The 14849-nt window shown below is 39.2% G+C and carries 16 protein-coding genes and 2 pseudogenes; 7 read left to right on the top strand and 11 right to left on the bottom strand.

Going from position 1 to position 14849, the window contains the following annotated elements:
* The first annotated feature begins 295 nt into the window (after positions 1–295).
* Genes ACY8D0_RS10360 through ACY8D0_RS10350 form a run of 3 tightly spaced genes read left to right on the top strand, consistent with a single transcriptional unit; the run spans position 296 to position 2196 of the window.
* Complete coding sequence (locus ACY8D0_RS10360; RefSeq protein ID WP_462410429.1) at positions 296–493, top strand: PLD nuclease N-terminal domain-containing protein; 198 nt, start codon at positions 296–298, stop codon at positions 491–493.
* A gap of 33 nt (positions 494–526) precedes the next feature.
* Positions 527–1432 (top strand): ABC transporter ATP-binding protein, encoded by a 906-nt coding sequence (locus ACY8D0_RS10355; protein ID WP_462410428.1) that lies wholly within the window; start codon positions 527–529, stop codon positions 1430–1432.
* Entirely contained in the window at positions 1429–2196 is a 768-nt protein-coding gene (locus tag ACY8D0_RS10350; protein ID WP_462410427.1) for an ABC transporter permease, read from the top strand. The genes ACY8D0_RS10355 and ACY8D0_RS10350 overlap by 4 nt, the downstream gene beginning before the upstream one ends.
* Before the next feature lie 273 nt (positions 2197–2469).
* On the opposite strand, the gene ACY8D0_RS10345 is transcribed toward ACY8D0_RS10350, so the two are convergent.
* Both ACY8D0_RS10345 and ACY8D0_RS10340 read right to left on the bottom strand, forming a co-directional pair.
* Positions 2470–3519 carry a phosphotransferase family protein gene (locus ACY8D0_RS10345; RefSeq protein WP_462410426.1) on the bottom strand — a complete coding sequence of 350 codons (1050 nt, stop codon included), beginning with the start codon at positions 3517–3519 and terminating at the stop codon, positions 2470–2472.
* A gap of 38 nt (positions 3520–3557) precedes the next feature.
* Positions 3558–4139: a TetR/AcrR family transcriptional regulator gene (locus tag ACY8D0_RS10340; RefSeq protein WP_462410425.1), complete on the bottom strand. Its 582-nt coding sequence runs from the start codon at positions 4137–4139 to the stop codon at positions 3558–3560.
* Positions 4140–4414: 275 nt separating this feature from the next.
* Here ACY8D0_RS10340 and ACY8D0_RS10335 point away from each other — a divergent pair, with 275 nt between their 5' ends.
* Both ACY8D0_RS10335 and ACY8D0_RS10330 read left to right on the top strand, forming a co-directional pair.
* On the top strand, positions 4415–6094 hold the full coding sequence (locus tag ACY8D0_RS10335) for an AMP-binding protein (protein ID WP_462410424.1): 1680 nt from the start codon (positions 4415–4417) through the stop codon (positions 6092–6094).
* Positions 6095–6118: 24 nt separating this feature from the next.
* Positions 6119–6970: a crotonase/enoyl-CoA hydratase family protein gene (locus ACY8D0_RS10330; RefSeq protein WP_462410423.1), complete on the top strand. Its 852-nt coding sequence runs from the start codon at positions 6119–6121 to the stop codon at positions 6968–6970.
* Between the two features lie 120 nt (positions 6971–7090).
* Here ACY8D0_RS10330 and ACY8D0_RS10325 read toward each other — a convergent pair whose 3' ends face one another.
* The 7 genes and pseudogenes from ACY8D0_RS10325 to ACY8D0_RS10295 form a co-directional block, all read right to left on the bottom strand.
* Positions 7091–7303, bottom strand: coding sequence for a spore germination protein GerPB (locus ACY8D0_RS10325; RefSeq protein WP_462410422.1), 213 nt, complete (start codon positions 7301–7303; stop codon positions 7091–7093).
* Between the two features lie 285 nt (positions 7304–7588).
* Positions 7589–7723: pseudogene (locus ACY8D0_RS10320) on the bottom strand (extracellular solute-binding protein); the annotation flags it as partial.
* A gap of 120 nt (positions 7724–7843) precedes the next feature.
* Entirely contained in the window at positions 7844–8335 is a 492-nt protein-coding gene (locus tag ACY8D0_RS10315) for a hypothetical protein (RefSeq protein ID WP_462410421.1), read from the bottom strand.
* Between the two features lie 332 nt (positions 8336–8667).
* Positions 8668–9246, bottom strand: a complete 579-nt coding sequence (locus tag ACY8D0_RS10310; protein WP_462410420.1) for a hypothetical protein — start codon at positions 9244–9246, stop codon at positions 8668–8670.
* A 313-nt stretch (positions 9247–9559) separates the two neighbouring features.
* Positions 9560–9964 carry a hypothetical protein gene (locus tag ACY8D0_RS10305; protein WP_462410419.1) on the bottom strand — a complete coding sequence of 135 codons (405 nt, stop codon included), beginning with the start codon at positions 9962–9964 and terminating at the stop codon, positions 9560–9562.
* A 548-nt stretch (positions 9965–10512) separates the two neighbouring features.
* Entirely contained in the window at positions 10513–10776 is a 264-nt protein-coding gene (locus ACY8D0_RS10300; protein WP_462410418.1) for a hypothetical protein, read from the bottom strand.
* A 60-nt stretch (positions 10777–10836) separates the two neighbouring features.
* Positions 10837–11286, bottom strand: a complete 450-nt coding sequence (locus tag ACY8D0_RS10295) for a hypothetical protein (RefSeq protein WP_462410417.1) — start codon at positions 11284–11286, stop codon at positions 10837–10839.
* A 724-nt stretch (positions 11287–12010) separates the two neighbouring features.
* On the opposite strand from ACY8D0_RS10295, the gene ACY8D0_RS10290 reads away from it, so the two are divergent.
* On the top strand, positions 12011–12196 hold the full coding sequence (locus ACY8D0_RS10290) for a hypothetical protein (protein ID WP_462410416.1): 186 nt from the start codon (positions 12011–12013) through the stop codon (positions 12194–12196).
* A gap of 282 nt (positions 12197–12478) precedes the next feature.
* On the opposite strand, the gene ACY8D0_RS10285 is transcribed toward ACY8D0_RS10290, so the two are convergent.
* Complete coding sequence (locus ACY8D0_RS10285; protein WP_042463323.1) at positions 12479–12679, bottom strand: cold-shock protein; 201 nt, start codon at positions 12677–12679, stop codon at positions 12479–12481.
* A 582-nt stretch (positions 12680–13261) separates the two neighbouring features.
* Here ACY8D0_RS10285 and ACY8D0_RS10280 point away from each other — a divergent pair.
* Positions 13262–13390, top strand: a pseudogene (locus tag ACY8D0_RS10280) (nitronate monooxygenase); the annotation flags it as partial.
* A 117-nt stretch (positions 13391–13507) separates the two neighbouring features.
* Here the strand turns inward: ACY8D0_RS10280 and ACY8D0_RS10275 are convergent.
* Positions 13508–14791 carry a reverse transcriptase domain-containing protein gene (locus ACY8D0_RS10275; RefSeq protein WP_462410415.1) on the bottom strand — a complete coding sequence of 428 codons (1284 nt, stop codon included), beginning with the start codon at positions 14789–14791 and terminating at the stop codon, positions 13508–13510.
* Between the last annotated feature and the right edge of the window lie 58 nt (positions 14792–14849).

The following is a 14849-nucleotide window of genomic DNA, read 5'->3' as shown; positions in this document are numbered from 1 at the left end:
GTGGGGAATACTTTTAAATTACCTACTATATGATAAATAAGCCCTCGATGCCAAATCGTAACGCACCGCGGACTAAGATGGGATGATGATTTTTGTCCTTTCTCTACTTCTAGTTCATCATTTTACTATCTTTGTAGTTTTCTTACAGGAGGGGTATAATGGAACTAGAATAATTAATAATACGTTAACGTCCTCAACTCATTTTATTTCAATGGTAGTAAGGACGTTTTTTTATTTGGATTAAATGAGATTTCAAGAGATTGTTATACTAATACATTTAAGGAGGAGACAGGGGATGACATTTTCTACTATTAACTGGGCTTTAATCGCACCACTAATTGCCATTCAGTTTATCTTAATTATTGTTGCGTTAATCGATCTCTCCAAAGCCGAAAAAACAAACGGACCACGTTGGATGTGGGTGCTAATCATTGTTTTTATCAACATTTTCGGCCCAATTTTGTATTTTATTTTTGGAAAAAAGCATACATAAATCCATATCCTTTTAGAGGGAGGGCTGAAAAAGATGAAGTTGTTAGAAGTAAAGCAATTAACCAAAACCTTTGACAAGCAGATTGCCGTTAATGACCTATCTTTTTTAATCGAAGAAGGACGCTGCGTGGCTCTTATTGGGCCAAACGGAGCGGGCAAGACGACGACACTAGAGATGCTCGCAGGACTGCTTCATCCAACAAACGGATCGATCGCGTTTTTGGGGAATGAGACAGCCGATTATCGTGCCCAAATCGGTTACTTGCCGCAGCAACCCGTCTTTTTCCCTTGGATGAATGGACTGGAGTTCCTCCTATTTACGGGACAGCTCTTTGGAATGCCTAAAACAAAAGTATCCAAACGGGCCAATGAACTTCTTGAACTCATGGGCATTGCCGATGCCAAAAAGCGCAAGATTGGCGGCTATTCAGGAGGAATGAAACAGCGGCTTGGAATTGCCCAAGCATTGATTCATGAACCAAAACTGCTGATGCTCGATGAACCGGTCTCCGCCCTGGACCCTGTCGGCCGCAGGGAAATTCTTGAGATGATGAAGATGCTAAAAGGGAGTATGACCATTCTGTTTTCGACCCATATCCTTCACGATGCCGAGGAAGTTTGTGATGATATCATTTTGATTAATAAAGGGACTCTCTCCATTGCAGGTTCTCTTGAAGAAATCCGTAAAAAGTACCAAGAAGACGTTATTGTCATTTCGGCGAATGAAAATTTAGAATCATGGGCGCGTAGTATTGAAGCGTGGGATGTAGTCTCAAAGGTGGATAGTAATAAAGGCACCGTCAAGATATTTGTGAAGGATGTTCCACTGGCAAGAAGCCAGCTTTTGGCTGAAATGACTGTAAAAGGGCTCCCGATAACAAGTCTTACAATCGGTCAAACAACGCTTGAGGACCTTTTCATGAAGGTGGTGGGAAAATGAACACGTGGTTTGTTCTATTTCGAAAAGAATGGCTTGAAATGAGTCGAAACTATAAAATCATCTGGATTCCGCTCACCTTTATATTATTAGGTCTTCTGCAGCCCGTAACAAGCTATTACATGCCAGAAATCATGAAAAGTGCGAGTAACCTTCCAAAAGGGACGGTTATCAAGATTCCATTGCCTTCAAGTGGGGAAGTACTCTCACAGACCTTGGGTCAGCTCAACCAAATGGGTGTCCTCATCCTTGTTCTCGCATTCATGGGGATTGTTTCCGCTGAACGGAGAAGTGGCATGTTCAAAATGATCTTGGTTAAGCCTGTAAGCTATACTTCGTATATCACCGCAAAATGGGTAAGTGCGCTTCTTCTTAGCCTTGGGTCAGTCATCCTTGGCATGCTGGCGGCTTGGTATTATACAGAACTATTGATTGGTGACTTCTCGTTTATGAAACTAATGAGCGGGACGGGCCTCTTTTTTCTCTGGATTATCTTTTTATTAACCTGTACCGTTTTCTTCAGCAGCCGCCTAAAAAGCAGTGGGCTCGCCGCAGCATTTGTACTATTATTGAGCATTATTTTGTCATTATTGACATCGCTCCTAGAGAAATGGATGAAATGGAGTCCTGCTAAACTAACTAGTGCAGCCTCCGAACTTTTTTCAAACGGGAAGGTTGAGAGTCCGCTTCTCCTCCCGGTGATCATTACAGGGCTGATGATCATCCTGTTCATTTATCTTGCAGCCTCTCCTAAGAAAACCGATTAAAAATGAGATTCTTGAAATTATTAGCATAATAGACAAAGAAGGTTGTCCTCTACTCATTGTTCAGCAGAGGACAACCCTCCCATGATTATTAGGACGAGCTATAAACTGAGGGAATTCTAGTAACATATTAGACCGGTATATGTTTCCCTCCGAACCGGGGGATTCAACTTGCGGATAGGCACCTTTCATTTGAGCAAGATCAATACTTTAGATACAAGGACCAGAGCCCCGCTTTCAACACATTCCGAATGCACTGGTCCCTCATCCTCTAACTTAAAGAATTTTATTTGCCCTCGTTAAATTCGCCATCTCAAATAAATTGGCAATCGGGATATGCAATCTGGCAAACCGCTGATCATCCGTTGCTCCTTTTTTCCAGCGATAATAGAGCTGCTGCAAGATGACGGCAAGCTTATAAAAGCCAAATGTCACATGAAAGTTGATCGCCTTGATGTCGCGGCCGCTCACCCGGGCATACAGTTCGGCCATTTCCCGTCTTGAAAAAAAGCCCGGCTGGTTGGTCACCACCGAAATGCCAAAATCCGGATCGCTCCCTTCTCCCCAAAAGGCGAGAACTGCGCCGATATCTGTCATCGGGTCACCGATTGTGGCCATTTCCCAGTCCAGGACCCCTTTTACGATGCCAGGGTCATTCGGATCCAAGACCAGGTTGTTTAGTTTAAAGTCGTTATGGACAATAGTCGTGTCATCCGTTGGCGCCATATTCTTAATCAGCCACGCCTCCAATTCCTTTACCCCACAAAACTCATCTGTTTTGGACATAGCGTTCCGTTTAATCCAACTATGGACCTGCCTTTCCAAATACCCTTCAGGCTTCCCAATGTCCAGTAAGTTGGCCTTTTGGTAGTCTACCTGTTGAAGCTCCACCAAACTATGAATGATCCCTTTTGAAATGGCCGGTCCAACCTGCTCAGATGGTCCGTAACAATCAGGCAAAACTTCGTTAATCACCACACCTTGCTTTTTTTCCATTAAGTAAAAGTGCTTCCCCATGATGGCAGGATCTTCACTGTATAAGTAGGGTTTTGGAGCAAGCGGGTAAACCTCATGAAGTTTTGATAGAATCCTATACTCGCGCCCAATATCATGAGCCTTTGCTGGAATTTCACCAAACGGCGGCCTTCTTAACACCGACTCCCAACTTCCAAATGACAGCAGGTACGTATGATTGGAATACCCTTCGGAAAACTTCTTGATTTTCATGGTTTCATCCGGGATGTCTGGAATCGTTTTACGGATCAACGTTTCCAATTGATTCCAATTGATATATTCATGATCAATAAGTGTATTTTCATGTTTCATAGACCTTGCTTCTCCCCTCTTTCCCGATCAACATGGTTTCATTCATTAAAATAGCCATTCTTCAATAAAGCAGAAACGAATTGACTAATCTGTTCTTTATTATAGGTTCCTTGTGGAGAAAACCATTTATAGGTCCAGTTGCACATTCCTAAAATCAATTGAACCGCCACTGTGGGATCTATTTGAACAAAATATCCTTGCCCCATGGCCTCCCTGTAAACATCCGTGATGGCTTTATAATAATGATTGATCCGCCTTACCGTTTCTTTGGTAATACTTTCAGGCAGATTTTTTTGTTCTTCAAAAAAAATCCCCATCTCAATTTTGTTATCTAATATGGCAAGCGTATGCTGCTCGATGATCATATGAAACTTTTCATGGGCCGGTTTTTCAAGGATCAGTATTTCACTTAAATAGGTCTCCGCACGATTCAAAACATTTTTTAAAATAGTTTCCAGGATTTCATCCTTGCTTTTAAAATAATAATAAATAGCAGGGTGTGTAACATTCAATTGAAGGGCAATCTCCTTCATACTGGTATTTCGATAACCATTTTTAAAAAATAGTTCACTTGCTTCTGCAATTATTTTTTCTGCTCTTATAGCAGGAGTACCCTTCAAGATCATCCCCTCATTTCTCTATAATTTATGAATCTATTTATCCAATAATCACATAAGCTTATTAATTACTTACTGGTTAGTAAATGACGAGTTGATATTAAATTAACATTTACTTCCTATTTTGTAAATTATTAATCATCCCCCGTGATTAGGTCCTTTTCAAAAATTTAATCATTGTATACAGAATAATCAATAAATTAAATTTACAAATTTTGGGTGTGGTGCTATTCTTTACTTACTGGTTAGTAAATAAAAAGGAAGGAGCTTAAATAAGTATGAGTATGGATGTAACGAAAAAGGCTCAGTGGTATCCTGATGAACAAAGTGCCGTATTGCTGGATAGGACGGTCGGAGACTATTTTGACGAGCAAGCAGACCAATTTTCAGACATGCTGGCCGTCTGTTATAAACCGTATCCGGAATTCAATATTCCGGAAATTCACTGGTCTTATAAAGAGTATCAAACGAAAGTGAACCAACTTGCTAAAGGGCTGATTGCAGAAGGTTTTCAGTACGGTGACCACATCGCCGTGTGGGCCCCCAATATTCCTGAGTGGCCATTGCTTCAATTAGCATCCGCGAAATTAGGCTTAGTCCTGGTGACCGTCAATCCCGCTCTCCGCGCCGATGAAGTGGAATATGTATTAAAAACCAGTGATTCCAAAGCTCTCTTCTTCCTATCAAACTTTAAAAACCGAAACTTCCTGACAGATGTTCAAAATGTCGTGAACAGGATTCCACTGCTGCAGAAAATCATCACTTTCGACCAATTGGAAGCGGATACACTTAATGAAGATATTAACCATTCCTCCTTTCAAGACATTTATACAAAGGGCGATACGGTTTCAGACAGCGCTTTAAAGGAAAAACAGTTATTAGTAAGGCCTTCTGATGCTTTTCAGATTCAGTTTACCTCAGGTACAACAGGTTTTCCTAAAGGAGCCATGATTACACACAGAGGAGTGCTCAATAATGCAAGACTCTCAGGTCTTCGCTGGAAGTTAGGAAAAGGAGATATCTATTGCTCCCCCCTTCCATTTTTCCATACGGGAGGAAGCGTGATTAGTATTCTTTGCGCGATCGCCGCAGGAGCCTCTCTTCTTCCAGTCCCTTATTTTACCGCAGCGGATTGTGTGGATATTATGGCCCGATTTAAGGCAACCCATTTCTTCGGTGTACCGACCATGCTTCATGCGGTAGTGAATGAGTTAGAAAGAACAAACGCCCGTCTACCCTCACTGCGGGTTTTCATGAGCGGAGGCGCCCCGGTCCCTCCTACTACGCTGCAAAAACTCGAAAAACGATCCAGCGGAAAAGGGGTCATTCTGATGGGTATGACCGAAACGAGCCCTCTTTATACACTGGGCTCACCAGACGACTCAGAAGAAAAAAGACATCATTCCACCGGTAGGCCGCTTCCGCATACGGAAGTACGGATTGTTGACCCTGTGACGGACGAAGTAACAGACTGTCATACCCCTGGGGAAATCCAGGTTCGAGGATACCTGGTCATGTCAGGGTATTACAAAATGGAAAGCCAAACAAAAGAAGTCCTAAGTCCAGATGGATGGTTCAGAACCGGTGATATCGGGATGATGGATGATGAAGGGTATTTAAATGTGATTGGAAGAATCAAAGATATGATTATTCGCGGAGGCGAAAATATCTATCCAAAAGAAATAGAAAACATTCTTCTTCAACACCCTCAAATCAATGATGCTCAAGTGGTTGGTGTTCCAGATGAATATTTTGGTGAAGTGGCAGCAGCCTGCATCAAAAAAAATAAGGATGATACTTTAACGGAAGAAGAAATCATCCATTACTGCAAAAGTAAAATGAGCCATCAGAAAGTGCCAAAATATATCTTTTTCATTGATGAGTTTCCGCTGACTGCCAGCGGGAAAGTCATTAAGATGGCGCTCAAAAAACAAGTCATCGAGGAACTTGGAATCTAGTTTTTTCAAACAGGAGGAATCACTATGGATTATAAAAATATAAAACTATCAGTGGATAATCGAATCGCTACCATCAGCCTAAACCGTCCGGAGCGCCTCAATGCCATCACCAACGAATTATTATTTGAAGTGCAAGCAGCCGTATTAGAAGCGGATCATAACGAGGATGTTCGTGTCATTGTTTTAAAAGGCGAAGGGAAAAACTTTTGCGCCGGGTACGACCTCGACATCATTACAGAAGATGAAAGCAACAAAGACAGCGGAGGGAATGGTGTTTGGGACCCCGTTCATGACTATACCTGGATGTCCAAAAACAGCAATGCCATGATGAGCCTGTTTCGCTGTTCCAAACCGGTGATAGCCCAGGTGCATGGTTGGGCTGTAGGCGGCGGCTCGGATATGGTGCTTTGCGCCGATATAATTATTGCTTCTGAGGACGCCCATTTTGGATACCCGCCTACCCGGGTTTGGGGAGCTCCGACAACCCCCATGTGGATTGTCCGCTTAGGAATGGAAAGAGCCAAAAGACTATTATTTACGGGTGACTCAATTAATGCGGTAGAAGCAGCCAAAATTGGGATGATTTTAGAAGCCGTTCCTCGGGACCAGCTAGAAACAAAAGTCAATGAACTGGCCAATCGTGTAGCTCTCCTTCCTACCAATCAATTAAAAATGATGAAGCTATATGTAAATCAAATGTACTCAAATATGGGATTAGACACCACCCAATCCTTTGGAATCCTTTTTGATGGAATTGCCCGGCACACGCCTGAAGGCATCGCATGGAGGGAAAGTGCGATTACAAATGGAGTGAAGCATGCGTTAAAAGAAAGAGATGAAGCATTCAAGGATTATAGTCAGAGGATAAAGAATTAAGAACTTCTGAGGCAATTATGATTATTGGGGAAGAAACAGGGTCAACAGGGACGGTTGGTTCGCAAGGTTTCGACTAAACCGTCCCCTCTGGTTATTAAAAATACATTTCGGTAATTGAACTTAGGATTTCTGACGTACCGGTGCTTGTAATGGGACAGCAAATTCTTCTGGAGCACCTAAAGGAACTAATGAAGTTCCAACTGTCGTATATCCAATCGGGGCAACTTGTTGGGCTTTGCCTGCCCCACTGCCAATTTGAAAAACTCCAGAATTGGTAATCTGTCCTATTTTCAACACATTGATGTCAAATGCTTGTTTAAAATGTTGATTCACTCCAGTCACCTCAAATTACTATATGCCCAAGAGTTTGTTTGGGTTCCATAGGGGTTTCAAGGTAACGGTTCGAAACCAGTGAAATAGACAGCTTTTTCATGGGTCAACCGTCCCCCTGGCTACCTTCTAATGGTGACAAGCACCGTAATGACAAAAATAACCCCGGTATCTAAACCGAGGTCATTTTATGACATAAAATTATATCAGCCCTACAAGATTGCCATAACATTCAAGGATAGCTCTGCATCGAAGCACAAAAAACCGTCCTCCCTGCTTTCACTCATTCAGCATAAAGTTAATGAATTTGTGGGCCCCCTCGACATTTTTGGCTGTTTTCGGGATGACCATATTATCAAACCAGAGGTTGGACCCTTCCTTCGGAACCACATAATCCAAATCTTCATATTCGGACATGATTTCGGAAGTGTCCCCCTACCAGACCAAGCCAATAAATAGTTGCTGATAGCAGAGGTCAATTTGCGTACGGAACTTTCAATAAAGGTAAAAGATGCTGAAATCGTACAGCATCTTTTACCTTTATTATTCATTATCGCTAACTTGTGCTTTAAAATCCTCAAAAGATGTATCTGTTTTGGTTACTTCCTGGTCACCCATAAATGATAATGTTGTTTTATCATCTGAAAGTCGGATGAACAGTGGGGAACCTAGAGATAAACCATTATCATAATTCGCATATTTTTCGGGAAGGATTTTCGTGACTTTTCCAACAACTAGGTCCTCAATCACATCTGTAATTTCCATTGAAATATCAAATTGGACGTCCCCTTCATCAACTCCATCTTCGAAACTGACCGTGATCACATCTTGATCTTTGGTAATTGTGTAATAATCAGTATCATTCATCCAGTTTCCAACCAGATTCACTGGATTCACCTTATTTGAATTATCTACTTTGCTTAAGGTAACAGGTTCACCAAGCAATTCAAAATGCAATTCTTCCTTGTTCCCTGATAACTCAAATTCTACTTCTTTACCTGGCCCCAGTAAATCCGGTATCATTTCCTTCGGCATCGTTAAATGATCCGTATTGGGTGTTTCGATGATGGTAGTATGGATGGTATTTCCTTCACTCTTCGATGATTTCAGCTGTAATTCTAATGCTCCTAGTTCATTTTAGGTATACGTGTCGTCCTTTTGAGTAATAGAATAATAGGAACCACTTTTATCTTTCCAATAACCCGTTATTTCAGGCGAGTCTGCATCTTTTGTTTCCTTTGCCTCGGAGGCTTGCCTTATTTTTTTCATCTGAGTTTTCATTGGTTGAAGCATCATTCCCACAAGCAGCTAAGGCTGCTAATAGAACGGCCATAAATAGGAATCGTATAGAAAATTTCAATTTCCTGTTATCCCTTTAAATTAGTGGTTTCATTTGGTTCTTTAGTCATATAAGCACTAACAATAAACGTAATTATTTTCATCAATAGGTAAGGAACTAAAGAAGCATAAGCTACATAAATCAGACCATATTTAATCCAATCCCATAAACTTCTAGTTTGTTCACCGAAATAGACCCCATACTCTACTCCCTCGATTGCTTCAACAACGTAAGGATACAATCTAGTAGCCATTGCCCAGCAACCTATTAAAAATAAGACATTGCAGAACTTGGAAGTACCCCTTCCAAGAATCATGAACAAAAATGCAAGGAAAAAACCTATGTAAACATAAATCTGGTAATCCACTGAATAGGCCACGAGAAACTGTGTACATAACAGGGCTGCCACGACTAAAATAGCGCCAATGATGAATAAAACAAGACCAAAACCTGAATCTTCATCATCATCATTATCTTCCTCGTCAACCCAAATTCCGTATCGATCTTGTACATAACCTCTATTTTCCAGCTCGTGACCTGCTTCATGATCTCCATTACTATCAAGTCTCTCTAATTCATCATCTGTCTTGTTGAAATAGTTAGCCATACAAACCCCCATAATGTTTTTAGCTCCATGGGGACGGTTCTCATGGTACCCCTCTAGAACGATTCACACATCTTTTATGCCTTCGGAACTGTCTCCATCATTTGACGTATTCCCTTATTGTGTTTCTTCTTTATGATATTCCATCAATTACTGGCGCAGTTCCTCTGATTTAAATCCTTTACAAAAAGTTATGTTGTTTGATTTTTCTAGGATTTTAATAATCTTGTTTAAACTAATGGCAAAATACCCCGGACTACAATCTTTATAAAAACTTTGGTACATTATTTTATTTTTACTATACCTAAAAGTAGATTCACCCCATGCTGCTGATATTTTTAGATTTCAATTCTTTTTTCATTACTATGATGGAGGCAGCTGATACAAGCACGGCAAGACCAGCCAAATAAAATCCATTATCCACAATCAAATGGTTTCCATCATATTTATTTATGTATCCTAGAATGGTGAACATAAGTATAAGGCAAACCGCAATATTGATAATATTTAAACGATATTTATACTTTTTGGCATATCCAAAATAACAAGAAATTACTCCTAAAAGTGGTAGTGTAAGAAATAGCTTAAATGCAATTGAATAGGAATGATTAACAAATTCAGAAGGTTTTAAAGGAAATGCGCCAGTATAAACCCATGAAGAAAAGAAACTCAAAAATAGTAATACTCCACTAATCATTTGTAACATATGTTTGTTGTTCATTTTTATCCCCCACTTATTCTCCTAAGCTCTTCTTTCTCAATTCTTCTTTATCGATGCTGCCTTTTATTGTTTCATTGCAAAGACCATCCTCATCATATTATGTGAAAATTTTACCATATTGACACTTTAAATTGTTACAAAATAAAAAACTAACATTTACTGCACAATGTGATGCCTTGTGGAACCCCCACTACAACCTCCTTTATCCCAATGAGATTCCTTTCTGTTTGTATTTGCTATTACAGCTTTTTGAATCCTGTTAAAGAAGCATCGAATTTAAAAGGCTTCACTAAAACATCCCCAAAAAATAAACTCCATTGCACAAGCAGGCCTAAACTCACTAAGCGTCCACTTTGTTTACGAGATTATCAAGAGATTACTAGATGATAAAAGGCACAGGATCCTTTAATCCTGTGCCTTAATCACTTCCAGTTAAAAATACAGATTAATCATCTCGGGTGACTCGACAGGCTCTACCACATCTCCACTTTATTATTAGAGAAAGGAGTTGTTGCAGCAAATCACCATTCACACCTTTTTCTCTCTTCTCATCTTGAGGAATCTCCAAGTCGTTTTGGTAACAATCTTAATTCGGCATTTTCTTCATCATTTAAGCGGCTCAAAGCATCCATCACGCCAAGGATAATGGCACGGTTGGAAGTTTCTCCTGTTGTTCTATCCGAAGTTTTTCTTCTCTTTTTACCTGTCTCCTCGTCAATGAGGACATACTCATAGGAACTTGGCTTACCTGGTTCATGAAAAAATTGACGGCCATGTACTAATAGTGTAATTTCCCGTAACAAGTTTATCATAATCTTCTTCTTCTCTTAATTTGCCACAGTACTTTTTATTAAATATTGATACTTTTAATTTTATTTACCACCTAGATTATTGTTTGGATTTCCGTCTGGATTACTTCTGATATACCCATTGACGTGTGTGCCATCGCTTCTGTAATATCCATCTACATGGTGATAACCCGGACTATCACCATAATTATTGTTATCACCTGATGGAACACTGGCATCATAATATCCATCATCCCTTGGTGCAGGTTCACTACAGTTGTAAGTGTAATAACACGGAGGATGTTTTTCCTTTTGACTTTCTTCAACGGTATGAATAAATGCCCTAACACCGTATGTTATCACTACTCCCCAGAACACAAAGGATGCTGTGATTCCCAATGCCACAGTTATTCCTTTTTTATTGTACTTGATGGCTGTAGCAGCTTTTACTACTAGATTGAACAAATTATTGTAGCGAAACAAGAGAAGCATAATTAGGAAAACAATAAGAATAATCAGTAATAATATTTTCATTGGATTTACTCCTTCTTCACTTATCCAATGGCATCAACATGACACCAATCAAAGTTCGAACAATTAAATTAGTGCCACCATCGCAACTAGAAAACTGACTTTAATTGTAACTTCTGTTATATTTTACGTGGTAATATATTCAGACATCATTATACGCTAGTGTCAAAATTTTGAGCAATATTTCACAAAGGAATTTGGTTGGGGAGATTCATCATTTGTGCCTTTTTAACTATCGGGCGGTTATATATAGTATCAGTCCTAAAAAGATTGATAGAAAGTACCTTTTATCTATGTTTACATGTAACCATAGAAAAGCATTTAAGGACCAGACTTGGAGCCTCCGTGGGCACGTTTGGTCTTGAAAGGCTGAAGACGTTGTTTCATTGGCATGCAAGCCTTTCATATCTACCCCTCCAAGTAAAGTCCTATGTTTGTTAACGTTAATAACTATAATTACTTACTATATATAATGCGTCTACAAAGATACAAATATGGCATTTTTCGTATCTTTACTTACGTTAAATACTGTGGAAAATTATACTACATATAACGGCCCCGTTAGCTGAATAAGGAAAAATTCTAACTTTCCATGTTCTGTCCCTCTCCTCTTGATTGGCACGTGTATTCATTGAATATCCATGGGATTTTTGACTGTATATGTCTAATGGCTCACGGCGGATATCTTGGGCATAATACAGTTTATATACATTAGAGTTGGGATATTATGAGGCTAAGAAATGGAGATTTTTATACAAATGTTTTTACAAATAAGTTATATAGGCTAAATGAAGATGGCGATAGCAACTGGTACTTGAGTTTGCGTGATGAAGAAGGCTATCATGAATCAGAAAAGATTTCAGGGCGTGATATGATTAGATTTTTAGAGGGTGGGTATAAAAAAAGCAAATAAAAAAAAGCTACCCATTTCTGTCAGGATACCTGTAATCAGATGCTTTTAGTGGAAAGTCGGTAATACTTGAAACAATATAAGATATTCCCACTCTCTACCAAAGCACTTTAAAACTTTTATTCAAAGAGAATAGGAGAATGTTTGATTATGTGATACACTTTGTTTACCATTTGATTTACTTGTTTACATGTGCCCTACTCATTCGTGAGTGGGGCTCCTTGTTTTAAAAGAACAAATAAAAAACAGACTCTATGAAGAGCCTGCTTTATTTGTTCTTAATTATTAAGCTTTACGCACGTTAGCTGCTTGAGCTCCACGTTGACCTTGCTCAACGTCAAAAGTAACTGTTTGACCTTCGTCTAAAGATTTGAAACCTTCGCCTTGGATCGCTGAGAAATGAACGAATACGTCTTCTCCGCCTTCACGCTCGATGAATCCGAAACCTTTTTCTGCGTTAAACCATTTTACTTTACCTTGTTCCATTTTGTTTCCTCCTGCAGTGTGCTTTGCACACAATGTGTTACTATCCTTGCACTCAGTGATCATCAAGACGAAAAGTTAATCTTATACTATCCTTTACACCGAACAAAAATAATTCTTCTAAAGTTTAACATTTTTTTAAAGTATTTGCAAGAAGACCTAAACACAACCATTTTTGCAACTCTGTATTTTACAATTAGTTTGGATTGTGAACCTCTCTCCAATAAATTGGAGAGCTTCTCGTTTCATTGAGTCGGCTATTGCCGTCCTCTCCACGAAGGCTAGTTCCTAGCCCAAGACATTTTATGATAATAATTCTATTGCTCGATTCAGTATATTGATTCCGGCGATTCATTTTAAGGTCCAAAATAGGGTCGGAAAGGACTTTCTGGTGGATATTCCTCGGAATCTACGATAACCTAAATAAACGTTTAATGAATATCGACCCTCTAATAAGTAAAAGTGAAACGCGAGAGGCCCCTATTTCACTTTATCTAGCAGCCAATTCTGAACATCGCATGTAACAGTTTCTTTCACACCAAATTGTCCTATTGTTCCAAGTATTACTCCTTTTCCAATGAGTTTACCACTATGAACGGAGATTGCGAGAATGCTCTTGTTTTTGCCGGAGCAAGAGTCCATAAAATCAAAGAAATCCTACCGGTGAAGGCCATTATCAACAACATTATGAGTGAATATCAGGCTTGCAGCTAAAGTTAAAAGGTACCTGTTGTTGCACATAGACTATATTCCGTGTTTCGCCTGAACTTTTTATTTGAATTCTGTACTAGGCACCAAATTGGAATTCTCCTGGCTGGTGCCTGTCACCCATTATCTTAGTAATCGGTTTTGGATTTTATTCCAATGTCTTTTTATCTGTCGATAAATGTGGCTTTCAATCTTATCATTTTTTAAAAAGACATCATGGGCTCTTTTAGCATAGGAGATAAAATTCCCATAGCCCTTATAATTCTTACCTAAGTGTGAATATAAAGAATATAATTTCTTTCTGCCAACTTTCTTCCCTAGTCTGATACTTGCACCATTAATGGATGTAATTTTTTTGTAAGTCCGGTGATAATACTTAAATAAGCTTTTTTCCCGAATCTTTACGGCCTTGCCGTCGAAAGTAAATCCTAAATAGTCCAATTTAGACTGATTACTATATTGTGAATCTGTATAAATCCTATTATTAGAGTAAAACAGAGTGCTTGTCTTATCCGCTCCCATGGTAACCCTGTTTTCTTTTACTTTTTTCGTTATAAAAGATACATGATCCTCTTCCCCATCTCTCATTGGAATCACAAGAATTATATCGTCACTGTATCTTCTATACATCCCTCCGCGGCTTGTTGCATACTGATTTAATGCTTGATCCAAATCTAAAGCATAAATATTAGCTAACACTGCACTTATAGCCGTACCTTGAGGAATTCCAACCCCAGAAGTGTTTTTCTTTATTTCCACCCGTTTTCGAAACTCTCTAAATTCTGGTGGAGTATAGTACCGGTCTGGACTGTTTTCTTTATGAATTCTCCCTTTAGCAAGGTCCAAATCCTTTTCAATATCCTCTTTTTCGACCCAGCTAAATCTAGTAATATGCTTAAATACATTCCACCAATCATGATCTAATCTTTCTTTCCCCAATACAGCCATTAGCTTCTCTTTTAATATTTGATGATCCAGGCTATCAAAGTACTTTGAAAAATCAGATACAAAAATAAAGGCCGAAGATTGATGGGTGATAAACTCGATTACTTCAGCGGCAAAGTGGATATTGCTCTTTCCGTCCTTATTATTTCTATAAGCTATAGAAGCCTGATCAATTCCTTTATCTCTACAAACCTTATTATAATAACAGTTTAATCGGTCGCCATAGTATTTAAAGATATAGCCGTCCATATGGCTGGCATAATAAATTTCTCTGGCTTTTGGGGCTGATAATCCTTTTTCCTTATGAAATTTTCTTGTAACGATTGGATAGTGGATAAATGGATAAAAGCTATGTCTAGCAATATAGTAGGGGTTCTGCAGGTTTTTTATGACGGGGTCGGTGACTGAGATTCTTTGATCAAAGTGAGGAAACGGTTTAACGTAATACTTTTTATAGTTCATTTTATATTTTTCCATAGTTTGAGTGAGCTTAAAGGGCCATGTCACTGCAGCTGTTAGA

It is taken from the genome of Neobacillus camarae (genome assembly GCF_054950115.1).
Note: the sequence above shows the minus strand (reverse complement) of the source record. Positions and strands in the feature narration are given on the sequence as shown.

Bases quoted from the DNA above. Each gene is read 5' to 3' on its own strand.
- ACY8D0_RS10360 (WP_462410429.1), top strand. From the start codon at position 296: ATGACATTTTCTACTATTAACTGGGCTTTAATCGCACCACTAATTGCC.
- ACY8D0_RS10355 (WP_462410428.1), top strand. From the start codon at position 527: ATGAAGTTGTTAGAAGTAAAGCAATTAACCAAAACCTTTGACAAGCAG.
- ACY8D0_RS10350 (WP_462410427.1), top strand. From the start codon at position 1,429: ATGAACACGTGGTTTGTTCTATTTCGAAAAGAATGGCTTGAAATGAGT.
- ACY8D0_RS10345 (WP_462410426.1), bottom strand. From the start codon at position 3,519: ATGAAACATGAAAATACACTTATTGATCATGAATATATCAATTGGAAT.
- ACY8D0_RS10335 (WP_462410424.1), top strand. From the start codon at position 4,415: ATGAGTATGGATGTAACGAAAAAGGCTCAGTGGTATCCTGATGAACAA.
- ACY8D0_RS10330 (WP_462410423.1), top strand. From the start codon at position 6,119: ATGGATTATAAAAATATAAAACTATCAGTGGATAATCGAATCGCTACC.
- ACY8D0_RS10315 (WP_462410421.1), bottom strand. From the start codon at position 8,335: ATGCCGAAGGAAATGATACCGGATTTACTGGGGCCAGGTAAAGAAGTA.
- ACY8D0_RS10310 (WP_462410420.1), bottom strand. From the start codon at position 9,246: ATGGCTAACTATTTCAACAAGACAGATGATGAATTAGAGAGACTTGAT.
- ACY8D0_RS10305 (WP_462410419.1), bottom strand. From the start codon at position 9,964: ATGAACAACAAACATATGTTACAAATGATTAGTGGAGTATTACTATTT.
- ACY8D0_RS10300 (WP_462410418.1), bottom strand. From the start codon at position 10,776: ATGATAAACTTGTTACGGGAAATTACACTATTAGTACATGGCCGTCAA.
- ACY8D0_RS10295 (WP_462410417.1), bottom strand. From the start codon at position 11,286: ATGAAAATATTATTACTGATTATTCTTATTGTTTTCCTAATTATGCTT.
- ACY8D0_RS10290 (WP_462410416.1), top strand. From the start codon at position 12,011: ATGAGGCTAAGAAATGGAGATTTTTATACAAATGTTTTTACAAATAAG.
- ACY8D0_RS10285 (WP_042463323.1), bottom strand. From the start codon at position 12,679: ATGGAACAAGGTAAAGTAAAATGGTTTAACGCAGAAAAAGGTTTCGGA.
- ACY8D0_RS10275 (WP_462410415.1), bottom strand. From the start codon at position 14,791: ATGAACTATAAAAAGTATTACGTTAAACCGTTTCCTCACTTTGATCAA.